Origin of the sequence: Micromonospora fiedleri (assembly GCF_016774385.1) — a bacterium.
Lineage (GTDB): Bacteria > Actinomycetota > Actinomycetes > Mycobacteriales > Micromonosporaceae > Micromonospora > Micromonospora gifhornensis.
This window is the reverse complement of record NZ_JAETXL010000008.1, coordinates 274,021-298,782: the sequence shown is the minus strand read 5'-3', so window position 1 is coordinate 298,782 and position 24,762 is coordinate 274,021. Positions and strand designations below refer to the sequence as shown.

Genomic DNA, 24,762 nt, shown 5'->3' with positions numbered 1-24,762 from the left:
GCCCGCCTCGGAGCGACCTGTGTCGAGCCTGTGCCTGAGCTGTCACCAGGACCGCAGGACGACGTCGCCGGCAGCCAACCCCTCGATGATCTGGGTGTACTGGTCCCCGCGTAGGCCGACGGCGACCGTACGCGACTCGCCGGAGGCGCCGAACCGCACCGTGCCGTGGCCGTCCGACACATCGTGCACCGCGGTGGACGGCACACGCAGTGCGTCGGCCACCGACCCCGTACGCACAGTCACCGCCGCGGTCTGCCCGATCAGCAGGTTCTCCGGGGCTTCGGTGAACGAGAGCACCACGCCGTAACGGACCATCTGGCCGTCGGCGGTGCCGACCGGGTCCACCTGCACGACTGTCGCCGAGAACGCCTGACCGGCCCGGTCGGCGAGGCCCACCGTGGCGGCCTGCCCCACGGCGATGGCCGCCGCGTCCGCCTCCGGGAACTTCGCCTCAACCTGCATGTTGAAGGTGTCCGCCAGGGTGATGAAGGTGGCTCCTCGGCCGACCGCGCTGCCCACCTTTCCGGCGACCGTCAGAACGGTGCCCCGGATCGGCGCGGTGATGGTGACACCGGATCGCGTGCTCTCCGCCTCGGCCACCGCTGCCTCGGCCTGGTTCACCCGGCGTTGGGCATCGAGGATTCGGTCGCTTCCGCCCTGGGCTCCGCCCGAGCAGGCGGGTGCGCGCGTCGCGTCGGGCTGCGGGGCTCCGGAGCGCGCGGGGGCGGGGCTGGTCGGGGAGGAGGTGGGCGGCAGGCTGTGGGAGGACGGGGTCGGTGTCGCGGATTCCGATGCCGCCGGGGGAGTCGGGGTCGCCGTCCCGGTGGGCTGCGGCGACGTCCACGCGACGGGTCGGGAGGCCCGGCTGGCGGAGTCGACCGCGCGGACGGCGGCGGTAGGGCAGCTCGACGCCGCGCTTGTCGACTCGCGCGCCTCGGCCAGCGCGCTCCGGGCCTCCGCGAGATCCTGCTCGGCACGGTCGACCGCATCGGCCGCCGTGGCGACATCCTCGTCGGAGAGCGTGGCGAGCTGCTGCCCCGCCTGCACCACCGTGCCGGGCCGGACGGCGACGCTCGCCACCGTGCCGGAGACCGCGAAGCTCAGCGCCCGGGTGGTCGCCGCCTGGACCGTGCCGGTGGTGGCGACCTCGATCTCGACAGGTCCCCGGTCGACCACGACGGTGACCGGCCGGGCCGGCACCTCGTCGGCGTCCGCCGTGAACACCAACACCCCGGCGGCGCCGAGCACGAGCGCGGTACCGGCGGCGGCCCCCCAACGGCCTCGTTGAGTACGCCACAGTCGGGTCTGGCCGTCTTCCATGACGGCCAGTCTGCCCGCCGCTCCTCTCCGGCGGCTCGGTTCCAGCTCGGAGTTGCCTCAAAGCAGCGATCCTGCCGACGGGGTCGGCCCGGTGTCACCGAGAAAGCTCCGAGGAAACTCCCAGTCGGGTCCGAGGCGACCCGGAGCTGGGTCCGGTTACCTGAGCGGGTCCCGGAAACGGCTGAGGAGTCTCCGTGTCGAAGACTGGAAGGAGCCGCCTGCTGGCGGCCGTCCTGACCGCCGCCGCGTCGGCGCTGCTGACCGGCTGCAGCGGGGACAGCGCCCCCACCGCGACCGGCGGCGAGGGGAACAGCGCCTTTGCTGCGTACCAGAACTGCCTGCGCGACAACGGCGTCACCCTGCCCTCGGCCGGCCCGGACCGCTCTCCTGGGGTTCGCCCGTCCGGCTTCCCGACGGACCTTCCCTCCGGCTTCCCGAGCGACCGCCTGTCCGGCTTCCCCACGGACCTTCCCTCCGGCTTCCGCACGGACCTTCCCTCGGACGGCGAGGGACGCCGGTTCCCGGGGATGGGTCGGCCGGCAGATGTCGACGAGGCCACCTGGCAGAAGGCGCAGGAGGCGTGCTCCTCGCTGATGCCGGCCGGGCGACCCGGCGGGCGAGGTGGGCCCGGCGGGTCGAATGCACCGGACGCGCCGGACGCCGGGCAGGGCGACGGGCGGGACAGTGCCTACCGCACCTGCCTCAACGGGCGTGGCGTCAGTCCGGACAGTCTCGACCCGTCGGACGCCAAGGCGAAGGAGGCGCTGGCCGCCTGCGCGCCGGTCAGCCCACCAGCGCCAAACTGACCTCCGTCACCGCGCCGGCCCATCATGACGTTGCTGGCGGCCGGCAGGCGCCCCGACCCGACGACTTCGCCCAGGTTGAACGCCGCGGGCCCGCGTGTCGAACATGGAAGCCGCCGCCAGCAGCCCGCCGCTGAGGCAGGTCACGGCGCGGCTGGTAGGGCCACAGGGGCAACATCAGCAGAGCTGATCGAAATCTGTCGTGGTGCGTAAGGGACGTCTCGTAACTCGGGCGGACGTCCATGGTGGATCATGTCTGGGTGCAGGTGATCTCGGCAGCCCGCCAGGAGTGGATCTTCCCGTTCACCGGGTTGCAGCCCGCCCAGTTCCGTCGCCTGGTCAGGCTGGTCGCCGAGCGTGGCGGTGACACGATCGCCGATGGCCGGCCGGGCCGGCAATGGTCGCTTGACCTTGCTAATCGAGTGTTGCTGGTCGCCGCCTATTGGCGCACAAACCTGACGATGCGGCAGATCGGCCCGCTGTTCGGGGTGTCGCACTCCGCCGCGCACCGAGTGATCGACACCCTCGGCCCTCTGCTGGCCCTGGCCCCGGTACACCGGCGTCGGGTCGACCAGATCACCATCGTCGACGGCACCCTCATACCAACCCGGGATCACCGGCTGGCCGCGCCGAGCAAGAACTACCGCTACAGCACGAACCTGCAGGTCGCCATCGACGCCCACACCCGCCTTGTCGTCGCCCTCGGCGATCCGCAACCCGGCAACCGCAACGACACCATCGTCTACCGAACCAGCGGCATCGACCAGAAACTCGCAGGACGCCCCGTCATGGCCGACGGCGCCTACCGCGGCAACCCCGAGGTGATCATCCCCTACCGCAAACCCGCCGACGGCAGCGAACTACCCGACTGGAAAGCCGACCTGAACAAGCAGCACCGCACCGTCCGAGCGCAGGTCGAGCACGCTCTGGCCCACATGAAGTGCTTCAAGATCCTGCGCGACTACCGCCGCGCCGCCAGCACATTGACCGACACCGCTTCCGGTATCGCCCATCTCCACAACATCATCCTCGCGGGGTGACGCCAGCACCGTTCCCGGCAACACCTTCATCGAGTTACGAGACGTCCTTTAGTAGCACTTTGTTAGGTTTTTTCGGTGTGTCGCTTTCAGGGCGGTTCACCCCTATTCTGGACCAGGGAGGGCTTGCCCGAGTGTGGGTGGGGTCAGGGTTTATCGACTCCGGCGGCGGTGCCCGCGGGCCCGATAGCGGTGCAGATGATGGAAGGCCCGCCGTCCGTGTCCGTCTTGAGGAGCTCGGCGAACCGAGCAAGTTCGGCATTTTTCGTCGGAGCCGTCCGCTCGAAAGCATGGGCGGCCCGGGTGCCGGGTACCCACCGGGCATGGGTAGCCACAAGCGCAACAAGCATGACAGCGGCGGCGTGTCGGCGCGGGGCCGCCGGCACCCGGGCAGCGGAGCGCGGGGCCGGCAAGGGGCCACCGTGGAGCACTCGCCGGACCAGCGGCACGAGCGCACCGCAACCGGATCGGCCGGCACCGAGCGCGACCATGGTCGGTCGAAGGCGGCCGGGGAGGGGCGGGTTAACCGCCAGGGTACGGCCTGACCCGCTGTTACCTCTCTTCCGCGCGCTCGTCGGTCAGTTCCCGGGACTCCCTCTCGCGGAACAGTCCCCAGCGCACAATCCCGGGGCGTTGCCGGTAGCTGCGGACCAGCTCCATCGCTTTCATGAACTCCGGCTGCCGCTCGGGAGGAGGCACGCCGAGGCCACCGTCACCAGCACCGCGGCGTCGGCCACCAGCCCCAGACGAAGGCGCCGGCGGCCTGCTGACGGCGAAAGTCACGTGGTAGATCGCCAGGCTCGGCCGCCGGGGTTGGTGTAAGCCCGGCGGAAGGTGCGGGCATGGCGGGCGCGATACCTCGCTGGTGGGGTCGAGGCACTGGGGGCGGGGGTGCGGCGATGTGAGTCGCCGCCCTCAGGCGGCGCCCGTACCGGTGAAGGTTGCGATCGCGAGAAGGCCGGAGTAGGCGGCCAGGCCGGCGGTGAACCAGGTGAGGCTGGAGTGACGCTCGGGTGTTAGTTCGTCGACGAAGACGTTGAGCAGGATCCCGCCGCCCAGGAACGCGGTGAGCAGGTTCATCAGCAGGCCGGTCGGCTGGGCGACGACAGCGGCCAGCCAGCCGGTGCCGGCACCGGCGACGAGGACGAGGCGCCACCGGGTGGTGAGGCTGACCGGAAAGTGCTGGGCCAGCACGCCGTCGGTGGCCAGCACGTGCAGCCCCATGGCGACGGCGAACAGCACCGCCGGCCCGAGCCCGGCGTGCAGCTTGGTCGCCAGGGTGTACGTGATCAGCCCGCTGTAGAGGGCGAAGAAGCCGAGTTGGAACGCGAAGACCACCCGGGTTGGCTCCTGCTTGTGGCCGCTTGAGCGATGGGTGGCGCGTTCCAGCACGTAGAACGTGAAAAAGCCGACCAGCGCCACGAAGAACAGGATGAATCCGCGCGCCGGGGTGACGTCGACCTTTTCCTCTAGCACGTGGGCCACGGCCTGGTTGCCCTCGGCGAGGCGCGGCAGCAGGTATAGGAAGACGTACGCTGCGGCGATGCCGCCACCGAGCGAGGCCACCGCGTGGGTGGGCACCGGCAGCCTCCGGCGGATGTACGGTGCGAGCAGGTGAAGTGCCCCCAGAACGAACGCCATCACCAGCGTCGCCCACAGGCTGCCCGCCGGGGTCAGTGTCACCGGAGCGTGCGAGGGTCAATGCCGCCGGCACTTCGTCGGCGACTGGCGCTCACCCATCGACTACTAACGTTAAGCCACCCGCACCCTGGAGGCTGCGCGGGCGGGTAAAGATGTTGCTCGGCCAGGTTATCCAGGAAGGTCTGGCAGTATCCGACGATCCGGGCGAACTCGTCGAGATCCGTCTCGTCCTCCCCAGGGCGGTCCACGCCCCAGTTGCCGGCTGCGTCAGTCAAGCTCTGCCAGCGGCGACGCGCGTCGTCGGCGTCCAGCGGACGGCGCAGGCACCGGGGGTCGCGCATCAGGAAGCCGATGGCGTATTGGTCGATGGAGTGCTGAAGACGAAGCTGCAGTTCGCGCCCCTGCACACGGGCGTATGGGCGGCGTCCGTGGAGATGCACCACCGTGCCTGCAGACATACCATGGCGGTGCCACGGATGAACGTGTGGAGTGTGGCCGACAGTTCCCTCGCCCGGAAGTAGTAAAGGAACGGGAAGCGCTGGTTCGTCGGCTTGGGTCTGCACCTTACGGGCCGCGTTACTGAGCTGTGAGGTGAGTGGGTAGATCGACAGAACGTAGGTGATGGCTGCGGGCATCAGTCCGAAGCCTGCGGCGGCCTCAACGACCGTGATCAGGCGTAGTGTGTCAACGCCGGCGGCGACAGCCCACATCCGTGACTCCCAATCCGCACCGGAGCCTGCGGCCCGACGATGCGACGTGTCCATGCTGTTGGAACCGTTCCGATTGGCAGCGACGGCCGTGCCGGCTCACTGAAACACGCCGTTGAGCTGGCAGGTCGTCCTCGTACCGCACTGCCGCTCTTCCGCCTCTGGCGCTGCGGTCGCGCGGCGCCTTCGTTTCGTCCGGGCGTACCAAGTGGAGTCCTTCGTGCTGTTCTGGCCTGTCACCGGCAGTCGTGCCGCTGAACACCCATTTTCATCCGGCTCGCGGGTCGCGGATCATCGGATCTTCGCCACGCAGCGCCGCCGTCACCGACGCTACGTCGACTCCCTGCTTTTGATCCGGGCCTACTCGTTCGCCAGCACATTCTCCGCGAAACCGGACTGGTCCGATGGCCATTCCGGGATTCGCCGCAGGCTCCACTGCCCTGACGCAGGCTGTTACTGGCCGGCCAGCCTCCTGCTCGGCACTTCTCCCGTGAGCGCAACCGCCGGATGACTTTGTCCGGCTGCCGGCCGTCTCATCGGCGCCCCGGACGGCGACAGTCTGGCTCATCGAGCATCGTATGCGGGACCAGCCGCGAGCCGCCTTCGAGCGTGGATCGCCGTCGACTCGCCACCTTCGCGCAGCCCGATCCGGTGATGGCTCCGGGTTTCCGCTGCTCGACCCGGTTGATCCGGAACGCTGAATGGGTGGAGCAGCGATCGGGACGACCGGCGCTGGGACGCCTGCTGTCGGTCAGGCGTGCGCTGTGGTCGTTGGCCGTCGGTGTCGTCGCCGGGGCGGCCGCCGCGCTGGTCGGGGCGCCGGAATTGACGCCGCTGGTGGTCTGGACGATCGCGGCGGGCACGATCCTCGTTTGGGTGTGGCGGGCCTGCTGGTCGGCGAGCCCGAAGCGTACCGAGCAGCTTGCCGAGGCGGAGCGGCACTCCCGTTCCACTGACTCGGCGATCCTGATCGCGTCCGTTGTCAGTCTCGCCGTCGTGGGCGAGGCGCTCGTGCGCGCCTCGAACCAGCAGGACATGGTCGCTGTCACGCTGGTGATCCTCAGCGTCATCGGGGTGGTCTTGGCGTGGGCGCTGGTGAACACGGTCTTCGCGTTGAAGTACGCCCGGCTGTACTACCGCGACAACAGCGGTGGCATCGACTTCAAGCGGAACGATCCACCGGCGTACGCCGACTTCGCGTACGTCGCTTTCACGGTCGGCATGTCCTACGCCCCGGGCGAGAACGAACCGACGAGTAACCGCATGCGCCGGATCGCGCTCGGGCACGCGCTGCTCTCGTATACCTTCGGAACTGGCATCCTGGCCGTCGCCGTCAACCTGGTCACCAACCTGGGCCAGTCGTGATCCACGTGGCATGGCATGCGCCCGCTGCTGGAACGGATCCGCGCGTACCCCGGCCGGGACCCCACGGGCAGTGGGGCGCGTCGAGGCGATGAAGCTGACCAACGTTTCTGATCCGGCCCTGGGACGACCGGATGCTCAACCTGCTCACCACCTGGTTCACCGAGCACTTCTTGCAGAACTGGATCCGGCACGAGACGCGGGTGATCGGCGAGACCAGGCTCCACGTCGATCAGACCGCCGACCCGGACGACCTCCGCGCCGAGGCGAGGCGGCTCGTCAAAGCGTCACCGCTGTGGGATCGGCATTAGATAGAGGGTGCTGCAGATGGTGGACCCGACGCCCGAAGGAGCAGGTCATTCGTGAGCTGTTCCTCAGGCTTTCGATGACGATGGTGGGACGGGCATCATGTGCCGGCCGACGCGGCGGCGGGCCGGACCGAGAGGTCGAGTTCGCCGCCGACGACATTGACCTCGATGGTGTCGCCGGGATTCGCCCCGTCCTCGAGCAGCAGGGTCGATAGCCGGTCTTCCAGCTCACGCTGGATGCTGCGCCGCAGTGGCCGCGCCCCGTACTCGGGCTGGTAGCCCCGGTTGGCCAGCCACTGGGTGGCGTCCGGGCTGACCTCAAGGTTGATGTCCTGTGCGTGCAACCGGCGGCGGGTGCGGTCCAGCAGTAGGCCGGTGATCTCGAGGAGTTGGTCCCGGTCTAGGCCGGTAAAGATTATGATCTCGTCGATCCGGTTGAGGAATTCCGGCCGGAACCGCTGCCCCAGCAGCCCCATCAGTTCCTCGCGCTGGTCGCTGACCGGACGCCCTGCCGTCTGGGCGGCCAGAATGCGGTCCGCGCCGATGTTGCTTGTCATGATCAGGATGGTGTTGCTGAAATCGACGGTGCGACCCTGCGCGTCGGTGAGGCGACCGTCGTCGAGCACCTGCAGCAGCGCGTTGAACACATCCGCATGCGCCTTCTCTACCTCGTCGAAGAGCAGCACCGAGTATGGCCGGCGCCGAACCGCCTCGGTGAGTTGGCCGGCCTCCTCGTACCCGACGTAGCCCGGGGGCGCTCCGACCAGTCGGCTGACTGTGTGCTGCTCCTGGAACTCGCTCATGTCGAAGCGGATCATGCTGGACTCGTCGCCGAAGAGCGCCGCGGCGAGGGCTCGGGCCAGCTCGGTCTTGCCGACGCCGGTGGGTCCAAGGAAGAGGAACGACCCGTCGGGTCGCTGGGGGTCACTCAGCCCGGAGCGCGATCGGCGTACGGCGGCCGCCACAGCCCGTACGGCCTCGTGCTGGCCGACCACGCGCTCGTGCAGTTGCTCCTCGATGCGCCTCAACCTCTGCTTCTCTACCTCCGTGAGCTGGGTGACGGGAACACCGGTACGGCGGCTGACCACTTCGGCGATGTCGCTCATGTGCACCTCGGGCACCGGAGGCGTGCCCTCCTGCGCCGCCGCCAGGTCCCGCTCGGCCGCACCGATCTCGGCTTTCAGCGCACCCGCGCGCTGGTAGTCCTCGTTCGCCACCGCGCTGTCCTTCTCCCGGCGCAGCTGGGACAGCCGCTTTTCGATCTCCTTTTTGTCCGGAGCCGGGGTGCGGGAACGCAGCCGGACCCGTGCCCCCGCCTGGTCGAGCAGGTCGATGGCCTTGTCCGGCAGGAACCGGTCGGTGATGTAGCGGTGGGACAGTTCAGCCGCGGCGTCCAGCGCTTCGTCCGTGTAGCGCACCTGATGGTGCGCCTCGTACCGGTCGCGTACGCCCTTGAGGATCGCGACACTGTCCTCCACGCTCGGCTCCGACACCAGGATCGGCTGGAACCGGCGCTCCAGCGCCGGGTCCTTCTCGATGTAGCGACGGTACTCGTTCAGTGTCGTCGCGCCGACCACGTGCAGTTCGCCGCGGGCCAGGGCGGGCTTGAGCATGTTGCCGGCATCCATGGCCCCCTCGCCACCGCCGCCCGCGCCGACAACGGTGTGCAGTTCGTCGATGAAGAGGATCAGCTCGTCCTCGGCGGCCGTCACCTCCTGGATCACATTCTTCAGTCGCTCTTCGAACTCACCGCGGTACTTGGTGCCCGCCACCATCCCGGACAGGTCGAGTGCGACCACACGCCGGTTGGCCAGGGTTTCGGGCACCTCGTCGTTGATGATGCGCTGCGCGATGCCCTCGACGATCGCCGTCTTGCCGACGCCCGGCTCGCCGGTGAGCACCGGATTGTTCTTCGTACGCCGGGAGAGCACCTCGATCGTGTCGGCGATCTCGTCGTCACGCCCGACGACCGGATCGAGCCGCCCGGCCCGGGCGTCCTCGGTGAGGTCCCGCCCGTACTGGTCCAGGGTGGGGGTGGTGCTGGCCCCGCGCCCACCGGCGCCGCCAGCCGGCGGCGTGGGCCCGGTGACGGCCCCACCGAGGGCCCGCAACGCCCGGCCCGCGGTCGTCTCCGGGTTCGCGGCGATGCCGAGTAGGAGGTGTTCGGGGCCGATGTACGTCGCGCCGGACCGTCGCGACTCGCGGTGCGCGTCGAGCAGGGCGCGCTTCGCCGCCGGCGCGAGCGGAGGCGTGTCCTCGCGTGGCCTGCCCCTGGGGACGGCCGACTCTATCTGGCGAGCCAGGTCGTCGGAGTCGGCGCCGCTCGCGTCGAGGATCCGGCGGGTGGGGTCGGACTGGGCAGCGGCCCACAGCAGGTGCTCGACGTTGAGGTACGGGCTTCCCCACTCCGTAGCCTGCTCGGCTGCCCGTTGCAGGAGTTGCCGCGATTCGGTGGAGAGCAGCCGGGACAGGTCGACCCGCTCCACCGGACGTCCCGCGAACGGGTCCCCTCCGAAGAACCGACTCATCAGGTCATCCAACGAGCCGCCGGGGATGCGGAACGCGTCGAGCGACATCTCATACCCTTTCTGCCGGTGGGGTGGGTCCTCGGCACAGGCCCACCTGAACGCTACGCACCTTTCGCCCACAGAGTTGGCCTTTACGGGTTTCTGGGGAGGCCAGGGTTTGTACTCGCCGCGGGTGCAGGGCAGCCACTGAGGGTGGTTGTCGCGGAGGTCGCACCGGAGCGTCCCAGGCGCTGGGCCCCGTCGGCGCCTGCGGCCTGCCCACCATCGGATCGGCGCCTTGACCGGCAGGCCGGGAGGCGCGGGACCCCGGTACCCGCGGACCCTGCGGTCTGCCCTCACGAGCGCTGCGTTGTTACCGGTGGACTTGACCCAGGCGTCCGGCAGGCGTCCGAGTTTGGCCATCGGCGGGGGACCGAATTGCGCTCAGTGTTCCGACAGCACCACGCTCTCCGCCGTCTTGCGCCCCAGACATCTCCGCCGAGTTCGGGCGGCGAAGACGTGATCGAAAGGCGGCGGTGTACTTGCGGTCGCTCGCGGATGAGGAACCCTCCCCGCAGCACACCGGCCACCCCGCCCCACCCTCGATGCGGCCCGATCCGGTGATGGCTCCGGGTTTCCGCTGGCCGGCCCGGTTGATCCGGAACGCTGAACGGGTGGAGCAGCGATCGGGACGTGCGCTGGGACGCCTGCTGTCGGTCAGGCGTGCGCTGTGGTCGTTGGCCGCCGGTGTCGTCGCCGGCACGGCCACCGCGCTCGTCGGGGCGCCGGAGCTGACGCCGCTGGTGATCTGGACGATCGCGGCGGGCACGATCCTCGTTTGGGTGTGGCGGGCCTGCTGGTCGGCGAGCCCGAAGCGTACCGAGCAGCTTGCCGAGGCGGAGCAGCACTCCCGTTCCACCGACTCGGCGATCCTGATCGCGTCCGTTGCCAGTCTCGCCGCCGTGGCCGAGGCGCTCGTGCGCGCCTCGAACCAGCAGGACATGGTCGCTGTCACGCTGGTGATCCTCAGCGTCATCGGGGTGGTCCTGGCGTGGGCGCTGGTGAACACGGTCTTCGCGTTGAAGTACGCCCGGCTGTACTACCGCGACAACAGCGGTGGCATCGACTTCAAGCGGAACGATCCACCGGCGTACGCCGACTTCGCGTACATCGCTTTCACGGTCGGCATGTCCTACGCCCCGGGCGAGAACGAACCGACGAGTAACCACATGCGCCGGATCGCGCTCGGGCACGCACTGCTCTCGTACACCTTCGGAACCGGCATCCTGGCCGTCGCCGTCAACCTGGTCACCAACCTTGGTCAGTCATGACCCACGAGCGTTAGAAGCAGGACTGTCTCGCTAACGGCACCTCTCTGCATCAAGGCGTCGGCAACAGAGGACTCCGTGTCACGGATCATGGTGCGGTAGACGACGTCCGCGAGGCGGCGTTTCAGGCAGCGCGTCGCTTTGTGGGTTTGCCAGCGCCCGTTCAACCAACCCGCCCGCAAGGCGGGAGTGGGTGGCACCTCGAAGCTCAGCCACGATCACGGCGGAACACAGGCGGGTAACGGGCGTTGAGCGTCATCGACAAGCACCAAGGCTAGTCGACTTTCACTCAGCGCCCATCGTTCTCTGTCAGGGCTTATCAACGGTGTTACCGCTTCTGCTGACTTCCTGCTGACGCTCCAGCCTTGCCAGCCAGCCTTGTTTACGAAGTATGGCGATCCTCAGTCTGCCGCCCATGGTCAGCCCGGCGGCGTGGGTGCCTCAGCAGGCTTCCCGGCTGCCCGGCGTGCGTCGGCGACGGCGATCGCGAGCAGCACCACGGCCACTACGGCGACCACCACCAGCGGCGGGGCGAAGGCCAGCGGCACGGCGAGCAGCAGCAGGGCAGCAATGCCGAGCAGCCGGGGCCGGGACACGCGGGAGAAGACCACCCACTCCAGCAGCGTGCGGCCCGCCACGAACAGAGCCGGGCCGCCGAGCATCAACGCAAGCCAAGACTTGAACGTGTGGCCGGTGGGGTGCTTCTGCACCAGTTCATTGCCGATGGCGGCGGCGGCAACCCCGAGGATCATAAGCAGATGAGCGCTGCCGGCTACTCGGCCCAGCCTGGCGGGATTGGCCGCCGACTTGACCGCCGATCCGAACACCTCGCCCGCCCTGTAGAAGTAGATACGCCACAGCAGCACAGCGGTGATGAACGCGATCACCAGCCCAAACGTCTGCGGAAAGCGTCGGCTCCCGGACGCCTCGGTGTAGGCGATCCCGACCGCGAGGATCGTCTCCCCGAGCGCAATCAGCACCAACTGTTGATACCGATCAGCGAGATGCCCGGCAGCGGCCTCCCAAGCCAAGATGCGCTCTGGCTTTTGCCACGGCACCCACCAGCCCAGCCGCGCCGATCCGTACTCGATGACGATCGCGAGCGACCAAAGCAGCATCCTGGCCGCATCGTGGGCGACGGCACCGAGCAGCCACGCCACGGCGGACACGCAGAACCAAACCAGGATTCCCCAATAGAGGCGCTGTAACCAATGTGACCGCAACGCCACAGCAACCACCAGCGCCCGGCCGGCCTGGAGCGCGACGTAGACGCCGGCGAACATCCACGCACTGCCGTCGAACACCTTCGGCGTGACGACGCCCAGGAGCAACACACCGAAGGCCGTCACCAGCACCATGACCTGCACCGCCAGGCGGCGGGGCTCGAAGCGCGCCGTGCTGTAAGCCGTCATTGACCAGACCCACATCAGCGGCAGGATCAGCAGCAGTGCCTGCAGTAGGCTCGCCCACCGCGCCGCACTAGAGGGGGAAGACGCCAGCTGCGACGTGCTGGTAGCCACCACCCGGTTGAGAGCAAAGACCAGCACAAGATCGAAAAAGAGTTCGACAAAACTCGCTTCCTGCTTGCTCCGCTCCCCCCGGAGGAGCCTCACCCCCAAACCCCTGGCCGCACCAGCTGAGGTTCCCCCGGTTTGCCGGAGGGTTGGTTACCTGGCGCCGGTGGGCTCAGGCTGAACGATAGCGGTCTGGTCTTGTCGGGCCTGGTGGGTGTGCCAGGCGGTTTCGTACTCGTCTGGGGATCGCCAGCCGAGGTCTTGCTGGATGCGGCGGGTGTTGTACCACCCGTCGATGTAGCCGAATATCGCGTTCTCGGCCTCGTCGCGGGTCCGCCACGAGTTTCGGTAGACGAGTTCGATCTTTAACGTCGACCAGAAGTTCTCCATCAGGGCGTTGTCGAACGAGTCGCCGACCGACCCCATCGAGGGCAGGATCCGGGTCTGCTGCACCGATAGGTGACAGTTTCAGTCACGCGGTCTGACTGGCCGGTGGGGTCATGATGGTCTCGTACTCGATGGGGGTCAACCGGGACAGGGATCGTTGGCGTCGGCGGCGGTGGTAGGTCCGTTCGATCCAGGTCACGATCGCGGTTCTGAGCTGTTGGCGGGTGGTCCAGGTTTGGCGGTCGAGGACGTTGTTCTGCAGCAGGCCGAAGAAGGATTCCATGGCGGCGTTGTCGCCGGCGGCGCCGACTCTGCCCATCGATCCGGTCAGGTGGTGTTGGTGCAGGGCGTGGACGAATTTTCGGCTTCGAAATTGGGAGCCGCGGTCGGTGTGCAGCACGCAGCCGACCACCCGGCCGCGTCGGGCTACGGCGTTGTGCAACGCGTTGACGGCCAGGCGGGACTTCATCCGTGAGTCGATGGAGTAGCCGACGATCCGGTTCGACCACACGTCCTTGATCGCGCACAGGTAGAGCTTGCCCTCGCCGGTGCGGTGTTCGGTGATGTCGGCCAGCCACAGGCGGTTCGGGCCGTCGGCGGTGAAGTCGCGTTTGACGAGGTCGTCGTGCACCGGTGGACCGGCCTTGCCACCCTTGCCGCGCTTCTTGCGCTTGCTGAAGGCGCTCCACCAGCCGTTGTCCGAGCAGATCTTCCATCCGGTGCGCTCCGCCATCGGCTGTCCGGCGGCGCGGGCCTCATCGATCAGGAACCGGTAGCCGAACTCCGGGTCATCGCGGTGGGCGTCGACCAGGGCGTTCGCGCGGTAAGCGGCGACGAGTTCGGCGTCGCAGACGGGCCGGGCGAGCCACCGGTAGTAGGGCTGACGAGCGATGTTCAATACCCGGCACGTCACCGCGACGGGGATCCCGTCGGCGGCCAGCTCGCTTACGAGCGGGTAGAGCCTTTTCCCGGCAGATGCGCCTGCGACAAGTACGCCGCAGCCCGCCGCAGAACCTCGTTCTCCTGTTCCAACAACCGGATCCGCTTGCGGGCTTCCCGCAACTCGGCTGACTCGCCACTGGGCATGCCGGGCTTCGCGCCGGCGTCGATGTCGGCCTGGCGCAGCCACTTGAACAACGTCATCGGGTGGACCCCGAAGTCCTTCGCGATCTGCTCGACCGTCACGCCCGGATCACGATCACGGGCCACCCGCACGACGTCATCACGGAACTCACGGGGGTAAGGCTTGGGCACAGCGACATCCTTCCAGCCCGCCCATAGGGCAAGCCATCTCAGATGTCACCTGCCGGTGCAGCAGACCCTACTTCTTCGGTGCTGCCACGGATGACTCCCTTCAGCTCCATCAGAGCATGATCGAAAGCCTCCGAGCTACCGGGGGAACCTCAAGCACCTTCCATGCGAGCCATTCAATGCCGAAATGCCGCCGCGCGTCGGACGATTGCGGGTATCTGAGGACTCATTCCTGAGCACGGCCCTCGGCTGGCCTAAAACTGGCTGGCCGGCGTCCCCGCCTAGCCGGCATGTGGACAGGATGATCACAGGCAAGAGCGAGAGGATGACCTCCTCATCGGACGGCTGCAGACCTTCCAGCCTCCCTGTCCCCGGAGGCTGGTAGCCCCTGTGGTGCCCGACGTAAGCTCACGCGGGCCGAGCGACGGGAGCTAGGAGTCGTACGCCCAATTCGTGGCCGTACCGTTCGATTTCGGCCACAGTCTCCTGCTTCTGGACGAGGTTGGTGTGTAGATGCTGGACACACTGGCCCTCACTCATAAGAACCGCCCAATCAAAAAGGGTCTTGTGTGCCGCAATGGTGAGGTATAGGAACTGAATCAGAGTATCGACTGCGAATTGATCAACCAGGTCGATTGAGGGGTTTGTGCGTACGAAGCTTTCAAATCGCCCATACATGCCTTCAACAGTGTCGGACCGGGTTGAAAGCGGGGAGGTGCCGAATGCCTTGGCGCAGGAGTTGATGTTGTGATTCCACTGCACACATTCCTGCTGCCTGCGCCGTACGATCTGCCCGAGATCGTCACTAACTCGATGGTCCAAGAAGTCGAGAACCCGCCGCCCGGATATCTCCATTTCACCTAGTATGCCTAGCTCATAGATGAACAGGTCACGCGTCGTCTCAATCGCCATGTGCTCCTCCTGACCTCGCTGGCGAGCCGCCACGGCCTACCCGTTCAGAAACCACCAAAACGCGGCAGGCAAGCCAGCAGGAAGGGTGTAAATTTGCGCATGTCGACACGAGAGGCCGAGAAGGATCAATGAGCCATCCCGATGCTCCTATGGAGGTCAAGGGGTGAGGGCGGCGAAGTCGGCCCGGAGGGCTGTGTAGACGTCGCGGACGATGTAGCGCTTGAGGCAGCGGAGGATCTCCTGCTTGCTGAGGCCTTGGGTGATGCGTCGTTGCTGGTAGGCGCGGGTGCGTGGGTCGTAGCGCAGGCGGCAGAGGGCGATGGTGTGTAGGGCGTGGTTGGCGCCGCGGTCGCCTCCTCGGTGGAGGCGGTGGCGGCGTACTCGTCCGGAGCTGGCGGGGATGGGTGCGGCTCCGCAGAGGTGGGCGAGTGCTGCTTCTGATCGGAGGCGGTCGGGGTTGTCGCCGGCGGTGGTGAGTAGTTGGGCGGCGACGTCGGTGCCGACGCCGAACAGGGCGCTGGTGTGGGGTGCGGCTTGGCGGACCAGTGGTGTCAGTTGCCGGTCGAGGGTGGTGATCTCATCGGCCAGGGCGGTGACCCGCCGGGCGAGTCCGGCGAGTGCGGCAGCGGTGGCCTGTTCAGGGTCGGCCAGCCGGGTCGGGTCGATGGTGAGCGCGGCGCATCGGTTGATCAGGACGGCGGTGCTGAGTTTGGTCAACTGTGCCCGCAGAGCTTCGGGGGCGGCGGCGACCAGGCCGCGCATCTGGTTGATCGCCGCCGTGCGGGCCTTGACTGCACCTTGGCGGGCCACTCGCAGGGCACGGATGGCCTCGACAGGTCCGGTGCGGGTCTTCGGCGTACCCATGGCGGTACCGGCGAGGGTCGCCCGGGCGGCGGCGACAGCGTCGATGGGGTCTGACTTGCCCTTGGATCGGCGGGTCCTGCGATCCGGGCGGTCGACCTCGACCACGGTGACCTTCTGGCCGGTCAGGTGGCGGGCCAGGCCAGCGCCGTAGCTGCCGGTTCCTTCGACGCCGATGGCCGTCAGGCGGCCGAACGAGCGCATCCAGGCCAGCAGGTCTGCATAGCCGGCGGCGGTTGCCGGGAATTCGGCGTCGTCCAGGAGGCCGCCGGTGTTGTCGATGATCGCTGCGTGGTGGGTGTCGCGGTGGGTGTCGACACCGCCGATGACCGATCTCTTCTTCGCTGCCATGCTGGTGAGGCTGGGCTTGACCCGTTTCGACGGACAGGGTCGATGAGTTGATCTTCAGGCTACCTTGAGCGCCGGCACCAAGCTGATGTCGGTGCCGTCTTCGTAGGCGGCGGGGCTGAGGTAGCCGAGGCTGGAGTGCCGGCGGCGGGTGTTGTACCAGCCTTCGATGTACTCAAATGTGGCCTGGTGGGCGGCTTTGCGGGTGGGCCAGGCCTGCCGGTGGATCAGTTCCGTTTTCAGGGTCGAGAAGAACGACTCGGCGACCGCGTTGTCCCAGCACTGCCCGCGCCGGCCCACGCTCAGCCGTACACCGTGGCGTTTCGCGAGGCGGGCGTGCTGAGCGCTCGTATATTGACAGCCGCGGTCGGAGTGGAAGACCAGGCCGTCGGCGGGACGGCGCCGGGCGAGGGCGTCGGACAGAGCGGCGTCGACCAGATCGGTCTTGAGATGGTCAGCCGTGGCCCAGCCCACGACCCGGCGCGAGGCCAGGTCGATGACGGTGGCCAGGTAGAGCCAACCTTCCCACGTGTTGATGTAGGTGATGTCGCCGCACCAGCGGGTGTCGACCGCCGCCGGGTCGGCGGTGAAGTCCCGCTCGACGAGGTCCGGCCGGTTCCCGGCGTTCGGGTCCGGGATCGTGGTCGCCTTCCAGCGGCGTGGGCTCTTGCCGCGCACGCCGGCCTCGCGCATCCGGGCGGCGATGCGTTTACGGCCGTGGCGCCGTCCGGCCGCAGCGAGTTCGGCGTGGATGCGCGGCGCCCCGTAGGTGCCGTTCGATGCCGCGTGCACGGCGATGATCTGCTCGGTGAGTTCGGCATCGACGCGGTCGCGGGCGGACTGCTCGCCGCGGGCGTGCTGGTAAAAGGCGGACCGGGAGACCTTCAGCAGCTCGCACGCACGCTTGACGTTGTGCTTGCCGGCCTGCTCCGCCTCGATGAACGGGTACACGTTCACCGGGTCTCCCTCGCGAAGAAAGCCGTGGCCCGTTTCAGGATGTCGACGTCCTGCTGCAACCGGCGGTTCTCCGCCCGCAGCCGGGCCAGTTCCGCCCGCTCGTCGGAGGCGAGCCCGTCCGTGCGGGCCCCGGCGTCGATCTCGGCCTGTTTGACCCAGGCTCGCACAGCCGTCTCGGTCAGGTCGAAGTCCCTGGCCACCTGCCCGACGGTGCGGTCACCACGCTGACACAGCTCGACGATCTCGGCCTTGAACTCGGGCGTGAACGCCCGCCTCGGCCGCGATCGCTTCTTTCCCACGCTCTCCATGATGCTGGACATCCTCCCGGAGACTCCAGGTCCCCTGATCTTGGATGTCCGTCAAAACGGGGTAGGCCCAGGTCCGCCCTTTCTCGGTCTGCGTCGAGAATCTCGTGGACACGTCACCGGTCAGGCGATGCGGACAACACAGTGGTGGGTGCCTCTCGCACAGGCTCCTATCAAGTCACGACGCCTGACCGGTGACATGCAGTTGGCGGGGCCACCGAGCCGGCCGACGGATCGGGATGAGGACAGCAAGCGTCGGTCTGCCGGTGAGTCAGACCAACCCGGCGACCCACCCCACCATCCTCACTGTCTGCCGTCGACCCGCCCCTCCCGGGGAGCGGGCCGCCGCCCGGCCCGCCACGTCAAGCGGGCCTTGACGCGCGTACGGACGCTGTCGGAACTGCCCTTCCCCTCGTAGCGTGGAGGCCAGAGCTTGAGGGATAGAGGTTCATGGCTGAGACGAGACGCCAGTTCGATCCGGAGTTCCGGGCGGGCGCGGTGCGCATCGTGCGGGAGACGGGTAAGTCGATCGCGCAGGTCGCTCGTGACCTGGGGATTAACAGCGGGACCCTGGCCAACTGGGTGAAGAGGGACCGCGAGACTCGCGGTGAGGCCGCTGCCGGGCAGTTGGCCGAGGACGAGCGGGCGGAGCTGGCGCGGTTGCGGCGGGAGAACGCCGAGCTGGCGATGGAGCGTGATGTCCTCAAGCGATCCGTGGTCCTGTGGGTCAAGGAAGCGACGGGCCGGTGAGCGTGGCCGGGTTCATCGCTTCCCAGAGGACCGAGCATTCCGTGCCGCACGCGATCGCCTGCCGAGCGTTGGGGGTGTCCGAGTCATGGTTCTACAAATGGCGTGACCGGCCGCCAACGCCCCGCGATGACCGGCGTGCCCGGCTGGCAGCCGCGGTCCAGAAGGTGTTCGACGACTCGGGCGGCACTTACGGCAGCCCGCGCATCGGCATCGAGCTGCGCGAGTCCGGCTGGCAGGTGTCGGACAACACGATCGCGCAGCTCATGGCCGAGCTGGGCTTGGCCGCCCGGGTCACGCGCCGCCGGCGCGGCCTGACCCGCCAAGGTAAGCGTCCGGCCGCACCGGACCTGGTCAAGCGGGTGTTCACCGCACCGGCACCGGATGTCGCCTGGTGCGGCGACATGACCGAGATCCGCACCGACGAGGGCAAGCTCTACCTCGCCACCGTCATCGACCTGTACTCCCGTCGCATCCTCGGCTACTCCATGGGCGCCCACCACGACGCCGGGCTGGTCGTCGCCGCGCTGAACATGGCCGCCGTCACCCGCGGCGGCAACGTCGAAGGGGTGATCTTCCACAGCGACAGGGGCAGCGAAGGCGGACTCAACTGGTCGTCGCAACACCTCGTGGTCATGGAGGTGTTCGATGGCACGTCGTCAGCAGCTGGCGGATCGGGCTCTGCGGCCGGCGATGCGTTCGCCGGGCCGGCCGATGCCGGCGCGGCATGTGGAGCGCGCGTTCTGGCGGCTGATCGCGCAGGGCAAGCGCACCGAAGCCGCGGCGCTCGAGCTGGGCGTGTCGACGCCCGTGGGGGTGCGGTGGTTTCGGCACGCTGGCGGGATGCCGCCGTTGAGTCTGGCCGAGCCGACCGGCCGCTACCTGTCGTTTTCTGAGCGGGAGGAGATCGCGCTGCTCAAGGCGCAAGGCCAGGGTGTGCGCGCGATCGCCCGGGAACTCAATCGTGACCCGGGCACGATCTCGCGCGAGCTGCGGCGCAATGCCGCGACCCGTGCCGGCAAGCGGGAGTACCGGGCGGGCGTCGCGCAGTGGAAGGCGCAGATCGCGGCGCGGCGTCCGAAGCCGGTGAAGTTGGCGGGCAACCCGCGGCTGCAGGATCACGTCCGAGCGCGGCTGAGTGGGCAGTTGCAGCGTCCTGACGGGACCGTTGCCGCCGGCCCGTCGACGACCTGGAAGGGGCTGAACAAGCCACACCGCGCAGACCGGCGCTGGGCCACGGCCTGGAGCCCGGAGCAGATCAGCCGGCGGCTGGTCGTCGACTTCCCCGACGATGACGACATGCGCATCAGCCACGAGGCGATCTACCAGGCGCTCTATATTCAAGGACGCGGCGCGCTCAAGCGTGAGCTGGTCGCCTGCCTGCGCACCGGCCGGGCACTGCGCAGGCCCCGGCAACGGTCCCGGAACAAGCCGCAGGGTCACGTCACCGCCGATGTCGTGCTCAGCGAACGCCCCGCCGAGGCCGCCGACCGCGCGGTCCCTGGGCACTGGGAGGGCGATCTGATCATCGGTTTGAACCGGTCAGCGATCGGCACCGTCGTGGAGCGCAGCAGCCGCTTCACGCTCCTGGTCCACCTGCCCCGCCTTGAGGGCTACGGAACCATCCCGCCCGTCAAGAACGGGCCCGCCCTGGGGGGCTACGGCGCCATCGCCATGAAGGACGCCCTTACCACGACGATGGCGACGATGCCGGCCGAGCTGCTGCGGTCGCTGACCTGGGACCGCGGCAAGGAGCTATCCGCACACGCCCAGTTCAAGGTCGAAACTGGTATAGCGGTTTACTTCGCCGACCCTCACTCGCCGTGGCAGCGCGGCACGAACGAGAACACCAACGGCCTGCTGCGCCAGTACTTCCCCAAGGGCACCGACCTGTCCCGCTGGAATCTCGAAGACCTCCTCGCCGTCCAGGCCGCCATCAACAGCAGACCCCGCAAGGTCCTCGGCTGGAAGACACCCGCCGAGGTCCTCGACGAGCAGCTACGGTTGCTCCAAGCAGTCGGTGTTGCAACGACCGGTTGAACCCAGGAACTACACGTCGTTCCGCTTCGCGCAACGCCTGGCCGACAACGGGATCCTGCCCTCGATGGGGTCGGTCGGCGACTCGTTCGACAACGCCCTGATGGAGAACTTCTGGTCGACGTTAAAGATCGAACTCGTCTACCGAAACTCGTGGCGGACCCGCGACGAGGCCGAGAACGCGATATTCGGCTACATCGACGGGTGGTACAACACCCGCCGCATCCAGCAAGACCTCGGCTGGCGATCCCCAGACGAGTACGAAACCGCCTGGCACACCCACCAGGCCCGACAAGACCAGACCGCTATCGTTCAGCCTGAGCCCACCGGCGCCAGGTAACCAACCCTCCGGCAAACCGGGGGAACCTCATCTACCAGGCCCTGCGCACCGACTGCATACACAGGGCTTGACAGAGGAGCTATTTACAGTCCCTCCCTTTCAGATCAGTTGGCGAGAGGCTATCGGCTGCCGCCAACATGACCACATCCTCCGGCCAGCCTCGCTTCTCATCCGCGAAATGGCGGTGTCCTAAAGCCGTGGCATCGCCTCTGGACGCTCGGGACAACCTCCCGGCAGCCCGGGACGGGCGTCCCTGGTGACCGGGTCTGTCGGACCAACAGACTTCCCAAGCGAAACGGCCGCTGCCGCCCTGTCGGCAGACAACCGGCCTTCTGCCGAAGCGTGACGAGGAGTCGAGGTTCGATGCGAGTACGAAAGAGTGCGGCGGTCCTGAGTACCGTCGTGACCGGATGGGCCATGGTCCTGTTGGCGGCGCAGCCGGCGTCGGCGGCACCCAACTGCAACGTCCCGATCCCGCCGCCGGCGTGTGGTTACGAGCCGCCGGAGGACCCGCCGCCGCCGTCGGGCTTCGTCCCGGTGCTCGCCTTCGACGGGGCACGGCAGACGGTGTCCCGCGACGGGGTGCACATCTGGGGCTGGACGGCGGACAACGACGCGCCGACCACGGCGCTGAACGTGAACATCAGCATCGACGGCGCTCTGGTCCGATCCATGGTCGCCAACCAGCACCGTCCCGATGTCGCTGCCGCCTACCCGAACTACGGTGCGGCGCACGGCTTCGAGGTGGTGCTGCCCGCCTCGGCCGCAGGACACAACGTCTGTGTGACGGCGATCAGCGTCGGCGGGGGAGCGAACAAGTCCGTCTGCCGTCAGATGGACGACATCGTCGAGTTCATGGCGTACGGCATCAACTACGACATCGCCCGGGCGCAGCTGGTCGGGACGTCACTTCAGCAGTTGGACAAGGTGACGAACCGCAACGACACGACGTTGCAGCAGTCCACCGAGATCAGCGGTTCGAAGACGGTGACGGAGACCGAGGGATGGTCGGACACCGCCGGGGTCAAGGTCTCGGTGTCGACCTCCATCAGGGCCGGCTTCCCGATCTTCGCCGACGGCAAGGTGACGGTCTCGGCCGAGGGGTCCTTCAGCTACACCCAGAACGGATCCACCTCGCGTAGCCGTACGGTCGCCTGGCGGCAGCCTGTGCTGGTGCCGGCGCGATCGATCGTGGAGGCCACCGTCACCGTCACCCACGCCAACATCCGGGTGCCGTACTCGCTGAGCGGCGAGTACATCTACCGCAGCGGTGCACGCGCCGCCGGCACCGTGGGTGGCATGTTCGCCGGCGGGAACAGCGAGAACGTCCAGGTCAACCTCAAGCAGTACAACCTGGACGGCTCACCCGCCGCGGCACCGGCGAAGCAGCCGCAGGCCACGATGCTCAAGATCAGCTAATCGGGCGAGCTGGTTGCACCGGCCACGCACGGCGCGACGGCAGCCAGCGGGCGTGTCCACAAGTACGAAGATCTCGCGGCCAACGATCGTAAGGACTGGCCGCCGGGGCGGGTCGGGGCGACCGGGGGGAGGTCCCGACCCGCCCCGACATCGTATTGACTGATTCCTTGCTTCCAGGTGTACACAAAGGAGAGTGAGATGAGCCTGGTCACGGGTGAGACGGACGGCGGCATCCTGCTGATCGCCAACGACGACACCTTCGCACACACCTACCCCGACCTGCGGCGACTGCTGGAAGAGCAGTCCGAGGGCGACCCGCTGCGCGGCGCGGTGGAGTTCTTCGACTTCACCGGTCGGCGGCTGGTCCCCGGTTTCGACCGGCAGTGGTGCCTGACCGACCTGCAGCCGAGCAGCGAACCCGCCGATCCGGCGGCGGTGCAGCGCCGCCTTCAGGCGGTGCTCGATCACCTCGAACGGTTCCTCAAGTCCGACTCGGAGTCGGGGGGCGGCTCCCGCGTCGACGGTGCCGCGACGGTGCGCGAACTGCCTGCGCTGGACGGCACGCTGGCCGACGCCATCGAGAAGATGCCCTGGCACGAGCCGGGGAAGGGAACTGCCGGCAACTTCCTGCACAACGCCATGCACGCCGCCGGTTGGGCGCACTGACCGGCATCGTCGACCAGGAGGCCGACCGTGACGCCCGCTGAGGGATCCACAACGACTCGACGCGGCCTGCTGGCCGGTGCGGCGGTGGCGGTGGCGCTGCTCGTCCTGGTCGGCCAACTTCTTCAGCGGGACCCGCTGCTGTTCGGCCCCAGCACGCTGACCGCGGTCTTCGCCGCCGCGTTCACCGCACTCGGCGCCCTGGTGCTCGCCGGGGTGCCGGGTCACCCGGTGGGCCGGCTGATGCTCGCCGCCGGCCTGGTCGCCACGGTCGCGGTGCTGGCGCTGAGCTGGTCGTCGTGGCTGCCGCTGGCCTGGCTGGGCCAGTGGCTCTGGTGGCCGCCGTACACCCTGGTCATCCTGGCCCTGCTGGTCTTCCCCGACGGCAAGCTTCCGGGCCCGCGCTGGCGCGTGGTGGCGGCCGGCCTCATCGGGGCCGGCGGCCTGACCACGGCCGCATTCGCCGTCGCGGCTCTCGACGACCCGCGCGGCCTGCTGCTCACCGGTGAGCTGGCGGCGACCGGGCGGGCGCAACTGTGGGTACGCGTCGCCCTGCTGGCGATCGCCGTACAGGTGCTGCTGGTGGTGGCGGTGCTGGTGTCGCTGGCCAGACGCTGGCACCGCGCGACCGGCCAGACCCGTCAGCAGCTGGCCTGCCTGCTGGTGGCGGGTGCCCTGTTCCTGCTGGGCGGCGTGCTCGACGCGCTCAACCTGGCCGGGGCCTGGGCGCTGATGGTGGTCGCGATCCCGGGCGCGATGACCCTCGCCGTGCTGCGCTACCGGCTCTACCAGCTGGAACGCGTGATCAACCGGACGTTGGTCTGGCTGGTGATGAGCCTGCTGGTGATCGCCGGCTTCGTGGCCATCGTCGCGCTGCTGCGGGACCTGGTCGTCGGCCCGGACACCTCGAACGCCTCCCTGGTCGCCACCGGCCTGATCGCGATCACCTTCGAGCCGCTGCGCGGTCGGGTGCAGCGAGGCGTCAACCGGCTGCTCTACGGGGACCGCGACGATCCGTACGCGATGCTGACCCGGCTCGGCAGCCTGCTGGAACGGACCGGTCAGCCGCACGCGGTCCCGGCGCTGCTGGCCGACACCATCGCCAGGTCACTGCGGGTGCCGTACGTGTCGGTCGAGGTGGACGACGCCGACGGAGGCGACCTGCCGGACGGCGGCGCGGCGCACGGCACACCGACCACCTCGGTGGAGCGCTTCGACATGCTCATCCACGGCGACCGGGTCGGTCAGCTGGTGGTGGCCCACCGCCGTGCCGGTGACCGGTTCACCCCGATGGAGCGTCGGATCCTCACCGACGTGGCCCGGCAGGCCACCGCGGCGGTGGCGACCGCCCGGCTGATCCGTCAGCTCCGCCAGGCGCGGGAGGGACTGGTGCTGGCGCGGGAGGAGGAACGCCGCCGGCTACGCCGAGACCTGCACGACGGGCTCGGTCCCACCTTCGCCGGCATGTCCATGCAGGTACGCGCGGCGAGCAAGCTCGCCACCGGGACGCCACGGCTGGAGCTGATCCTCGACCGGCTCGCCGACGACCTGCGTACCTGCACCGCCGAGGTACGCCGACTGGTGGACCAGCTGCGGCCGGCCGCGCTGGACCAGGGACTGGAGTCGGCGCTGCGGGCGGAGTGTCGGCGCTTCGACGGCCCGCAGCTCGGGATAGACCTCACGGTCGACGGTGACCTGCGGACCCTGCCCGCGGCGGTGGAGGTGGCGGCGTACCGGATAGTGGCCGAGGCGCTGTCCAACGTGGTACGCCATGCCCACGCCAGCCGATGCGAGGTCCGGGTCAGTCGCGGCGACGGCCTGCTGGTGGAGGTGGCCGACGACGGGGTCGGACTGGCCGGTCCGCGGCCCGGCGGGGTGGGTCTGGACTCGTTCCGCCACCGGGCGGCGGAACTCGGCGGCAGCTGCGAGATCACCGCCGGGGCGCAGGGTGGGACCCTGGTGCGGGTCCGGCTGCCCTGGGTCGAGGACGAATAGCCGCCGGAGCGCG

22 protein-coding genes and 1 pseudogene are annotated in these 24,762 nt (G+C 68.5%); 12 read left to right on the top strand and 11 right to left on the bottom strand.

The window, feature by feature from the left end; all coding sequences use genetic code 11:
• Positions 1-42: 42 nt before the first annotated feature.
• A complete protein-coding gene (locus tag JMF97_RS23270; protein ID WP_203223440.1) occupies positions 43-1,320 on the bottom strand; it encodes an efflux RND transporter periplasmic adaptor subunit in 1,278 nt (425 codons plus the stop codon).
• A gap of 194 nt (positions 1,321-1,514) precedes the next feature.
• On the opposite strand from JMF97_RS23270, the gene JMF97_RS23265 reads away from it, so the two are divergent.
• Together JMF97_RS23265 and JMF97_RS23260 are read left to right on the top strand one after the other, a co-directional pair.
• Positions 1,515-2,126 (top strand): hypothetical protein, encoded by a 612-nt coding sequence (locus tag JMF97_RS23265; protein ID WP_203223439.1) that lies wholly within the window; start codon positions 1,515-1,517, stop codon positions 2,124-2,126.
• 257 nt (positions 2,127-2,383) lie between these two features.
• Complete coding sequence (locus JMF97_RS23260) at positions 2,384-3,163, top strand: transposase family protein (RefSeq protein WP_203223438.1); 780 nt, start codon at positions 2,384-2,386, stop codon at positions 3,161-3,163.
• Positions 3,164-4,075: 912 nt separating this feature from the next.
• On the opposite strand, the gene JMF97_RS23255 is transcribed toward JMF97_RS23260, so the two are convergent.
• Both JMF97_RS23255 and JMF97_RS23250 read right to left on the bottom strand, forming a co-directional pair.
• Positions 4,076-4,843 carry a hypothetical protein gene (locus JMF97_RS23255; RefSeq protein ID WP_091330077.1) on the bottom strand — a complete coding sequence of 256 codons (768 nt, stop codon included), beginning with the start codon at positions 4,841-4,843 and terminating at the stop codon, positions 4,076-4,078.
• Entirely contained in the window at positions 4,840-5,511 is a 672-nt protein-coding gene (locus JMF97_RS23250; RefSeq protein WP_146017439.1) for a hypothetical protein, read from the bottom strand. The genes JMF97_RS23255 and JMF97_RS23250 overlap by 4 nt, the downstream gene beginning before the upstream one ends.
• 702 nt (positions 5,512-6,213) lie before the next feature.
• Here JMF97_RS23250 and JMF97_RS23245 point away from each other — a divergent pair.
• Together JMF97_RS23245 and JMF97_RS23240 are read left to right on the top strand one after the other, a co-directional pair.
• On the top strand, positions 6,214-6,873 hold the full coding sequence (locus JMF97_RS23245; RefSeq protein ID WP_307817065.1) for a DUF1345 domain-containing protein: 660 nt from the start codon (positions 6,214-6,216) through the stop codon (positions 6,871-6,873).
• A gap of 131 nt (positions 6,874-7,004) precedes the next feature.
• On the top strand, positions 7,005-7,181 hold the full coding sequence (locus tag JMF97_RS23240) for a hypothetical protein (RefSeq protein WP_158244849.1): 177 nt from the start codon (positions 7,005-7,007) through the stop codon (positions 7,179-7,181).
• Between the two features lie 95 nt (positions 7,182-7,276).
• Here the strand turns inward: JMF97_RS23240 and JMF97_RS23235 are convergent, their stop codons facing one another.
• On the bottom strand, positions 7,277-9,754 hold the full coding sequence (locus JMF97_RS23235; RefSeq protein ID WP_203223436.1) for an ATP-dependent Clp protease ATP-binding subunit: 2,478 nt from the start codon (positions 9,752-9,754) through the stop codon (positions 7,277-7,279).
• A gap of 605 nt (positions 9,755-10,359) precedes the next feature.
• Between JMF97_RS23235 and JMF97_RS23230 the strand changes: the two genes are divergently transcribed.
• Positions 10,360-11,016 (top strand): DUF1345 domain-containing protein, encoded by a 657-nt coding sequence (locus JMF97_RS23230; protein WP_307817064.1) that lies wholly within the window; start codon positions 10,360-10,362, stop codon positions 11,014-11,016.
• A 416-nt stretch (positions 11,017-11,432) separates the two neighbouring features.
• Here the strand turns inward: JMF97_RS23230 and JMF97_RS23225 are convergent, their stop codons facing one another.
• From JMF97_RS23225 to JMF97_RS23195, 7 genes are all read right to left on the bottom strand, one after another.
• A complete protein-coding gene (locus tag JMF97_RS23225) occupies positions 11,433-12,626 on the bottom strand; it encodes a low temperature requirement protein A (RefSeq protein ID WP_203223435.1) in 1,194 nt (397 codons plus the stop codon).
• 54 nt (positions 12,627-12,680) lie between these two features.
• Positions 12,681-12,980: an IS3 family transposase gene (locus JMF97_RS23220; protein ID WP_203223434.1), complete on the bottom strand. Its 300-nt coding sequence runs from the start codon at positions 12,978-12,980 to the stop codon at positions 12,681-12,683.
• Positions 12,981-12,999: 19 nt separating this feature from the next.
• Positions 13,000-14,168, bottom strand: a protein-coding gene (locus tag JMF97_RS23215; RefSeq protein ID WP_203223433.1) for an IS3 family transposase whose coding sequence is annotated in 2 segments (ribosomal slippage) — positions 13,000-13,881 and positions 13,884-14,168 — 1,167 coding nt in all. Because the reading frame shifts where the segments join, the coding sequence is not laid out codon by codon here.
• A 405-nt stretch (positions 14,169-14,573) separates the two neighbouring features.
• Positions 14,574-15,077, bottom strand: coding sequence for a DUF892 family protein (locus JMF97_RS23210; RefSeq protein WP_203223432.1), 504 nt, complete (start codon positions 15,075-15,077; stop codon positions 14,574-14,576).
• Positions 15,078-15,233: 156 nt separating this feature from the next.
• Positions 15,234-16,289 (bottom strand): IS110 family RNA-guided transposase, encoded by a 1,056-nt coding sequence (locus tag JMF97_RS23205; RefSeq protein ID WP_203219664.1) that lies wholly within the window; start codon positions 16,287-16,289, stop codon positions 15,234-15,236.
• A gap of 54 nt (positions 16,290-16,343) precedes the next feature.
• A complete protein-coding gene (locus tag JMF97_RS23200) occupies positions 16,344-17,243 on the bottom strand; it encodes an IS3 family transposase (RefSeq protein ID WP_203220148.1) in 900 nt (299 codons plus the stop codon).
• Entirely contained in the window at positions 17,240-17,542 is a 303-nt protein-coding gene (locus JMF97_RS23195) for a transposase (protein ID WP_158244936.1), read from the bottom strand. The genes JMF97_RS23200 and JMF97_RS23195 overlap by 4 nt, the downstream gene beginning before the upstream one ends.
• A gap of 456 nt (positions 17,543-17,998) precedes the next feature.
• Between JMF97_RS23195 and JMF97_RS23190 the strand changes: the two genes are divergently transcribed.
• From JMF97_RS23190 to JMF97_RS23165, 7 genes and pseudogenes are all read left to right on the top strand, one after another.
• On the top strand, positions 17,999-18,298 hold the full coding sequence (locus tag JMF97_RS23190; protein WP_088981155.1) for a transposase: 300 nt from the start codon (positions 17,999-18,001) through the stop codon (positions 18,296-18,298).
• Positions 18,271-18,885 (top strand): annotated as a pseudogene (locus tag JMF97_RS32065) (IS3 family transposase); the annotation flags it as partial. The gene JMF97_RS23190 and the pseudogene JMF97_RS32065, both read left to right, overlap by 28 nt.
• A gap of 58 nt (positions 18,886-18,943) precedes the next feature.
• Entirely contained in the window at positions 18,944-20,335 is a 1,392-nt protein-coding gene (locus tag JMF97_RS23185; protein ID WP_203223431.1) for an IS30 family transposase, read from the top strand.
• Positions 20,316-20,672 carry an IS3 family transposase gene (locus tag JMF97_RS23180; protein ID WP_203223430.1) on the top strand — a complete coding sequence of 119 codons (357 nt, stop codon included), beginning with the start codon at positions 20,316-20,318 and terminating at the stop codon, positions 20,670-20,672. The genes JMF97_RS23185 and JMF97_RS23180 overlap by 20 nt, the downstream gene beginning before the upstream one ends.
• 363 nt (positions 20,673-21,035) lie before the next feature.
• A complete protein-coding gene (locus tag JMF97_RS23175) occupies positions 21,036-22,091 on the top strand; it encodes an ETX/MTX2 family pore-forming toxin (RefSeq protein WP_203223429.1) in 1,056 nt (351 codons plus the stop codon).
• A gap of 198 nt (positions 22,092-22,289) precedes the next feature.
• Positions 22,290-22,757, top strand: coding sequence for a hypothetical protein (locus JMF97_RS23170; protein WP_203223428.1), 468 nt, complete (start codon positions 22,290-22,292; stop codon positions 22,755-22,757).
• A 27-nt stretch (positions 22,758-22,784) separates the two neighbouring features.
• Positions 22,785-24,749 carry a sensor histidine kinase gene (locus JMF97_RS23165; RefSeq protein WP_307817061.1) on the top strand — a complete coding sequence of 655 codons (1,965 nt, stop codon included), beginning with the start codon at positions 22,785-22,787 and terminating at the stop codon, positions 24,747-24,749.
• Positions 24,750-24,762: the final 13 nt, after the last annotated feature.

What these genes read in the sequence shown, in the direction of transcription:
- JMF97_RS23235 (WP_203223436.1), bottom strand. Translation starts at nt 9,754, where the DNA reads ATGTCGCTCGACGCGTTCCGCATCCCCGGCGGCTCGTTGGATGACCTG.
- JMF97_RS23240 (WP_158244849.1), top strand. Translation starts at nt 7,005, where the DNA reads ATGCTCAACCTGCTCACCACCTGGTTCACCGAGCACTTCTTGCAGAAC.
- JMF97_RS23205 (WP_203219664.1), bottom strand. Translation starts at nt 16,289, where the DNA reads ATGGCAGCGAAGAAGAGATCGGTCATCGGCGGTGTCGACACCCACCGC.
- JMF97_RS23270 (WP_203223440.1), bottom strand. Translation starts at nt 1,320, where the DNA reads ATGGAAGACGGCCAGACCCGACTGTGGCGTACTCAACGAGGCCGTTGG.
- JMF97_RS23175 (WP_203223429.1), top strand. Translation starts at nt 21,036, where the DNA reads ATGCGAGTACGAAAGAGTGCGGCGGTCCTGAGTACCGTCGTGACCGGA.
- JMF97_RS23250 (WP_146017439.1), bottom strand. Translation starts at nt 5,511, where the DNA reads ATGTGGGCTGTCGCCGCCGGCGTTGACACACTACGCCTGATCACGGTC.
- JMF97_RS23210 (WP_203223432.1), bottom strand. Translation starts at nt 15,077, where the DNA reads ATGGCGATTGAGACGACGCGTGACCTGTTCATCTATGAGCTAGGCATA.
- JMF97_RS23185 (WP_203223431.1), top strand. Translation starts at nt 18,944, where the DNA reads ATGGCACGTCGTCAGCAGCTGGCGGATCGGGCTCTGCGGCCGGCGATG.
- JMF97_RS23170 (WP_203223428.1), top strand. Translation starts at nt 22,290, where the DNA reads ATGAGCCTGGTCACGGGTGAGACGGACGGCGGCATCCTGCTGATCGCC.
- JMF97_RS23190 (WP_088981155.1), top strand. Translation starts at nt 17,999, where the DNA reads ATGGCTGAGACGAGACGCCAGTTCGATCCGGAGTTCCGGGCGGGCGCG.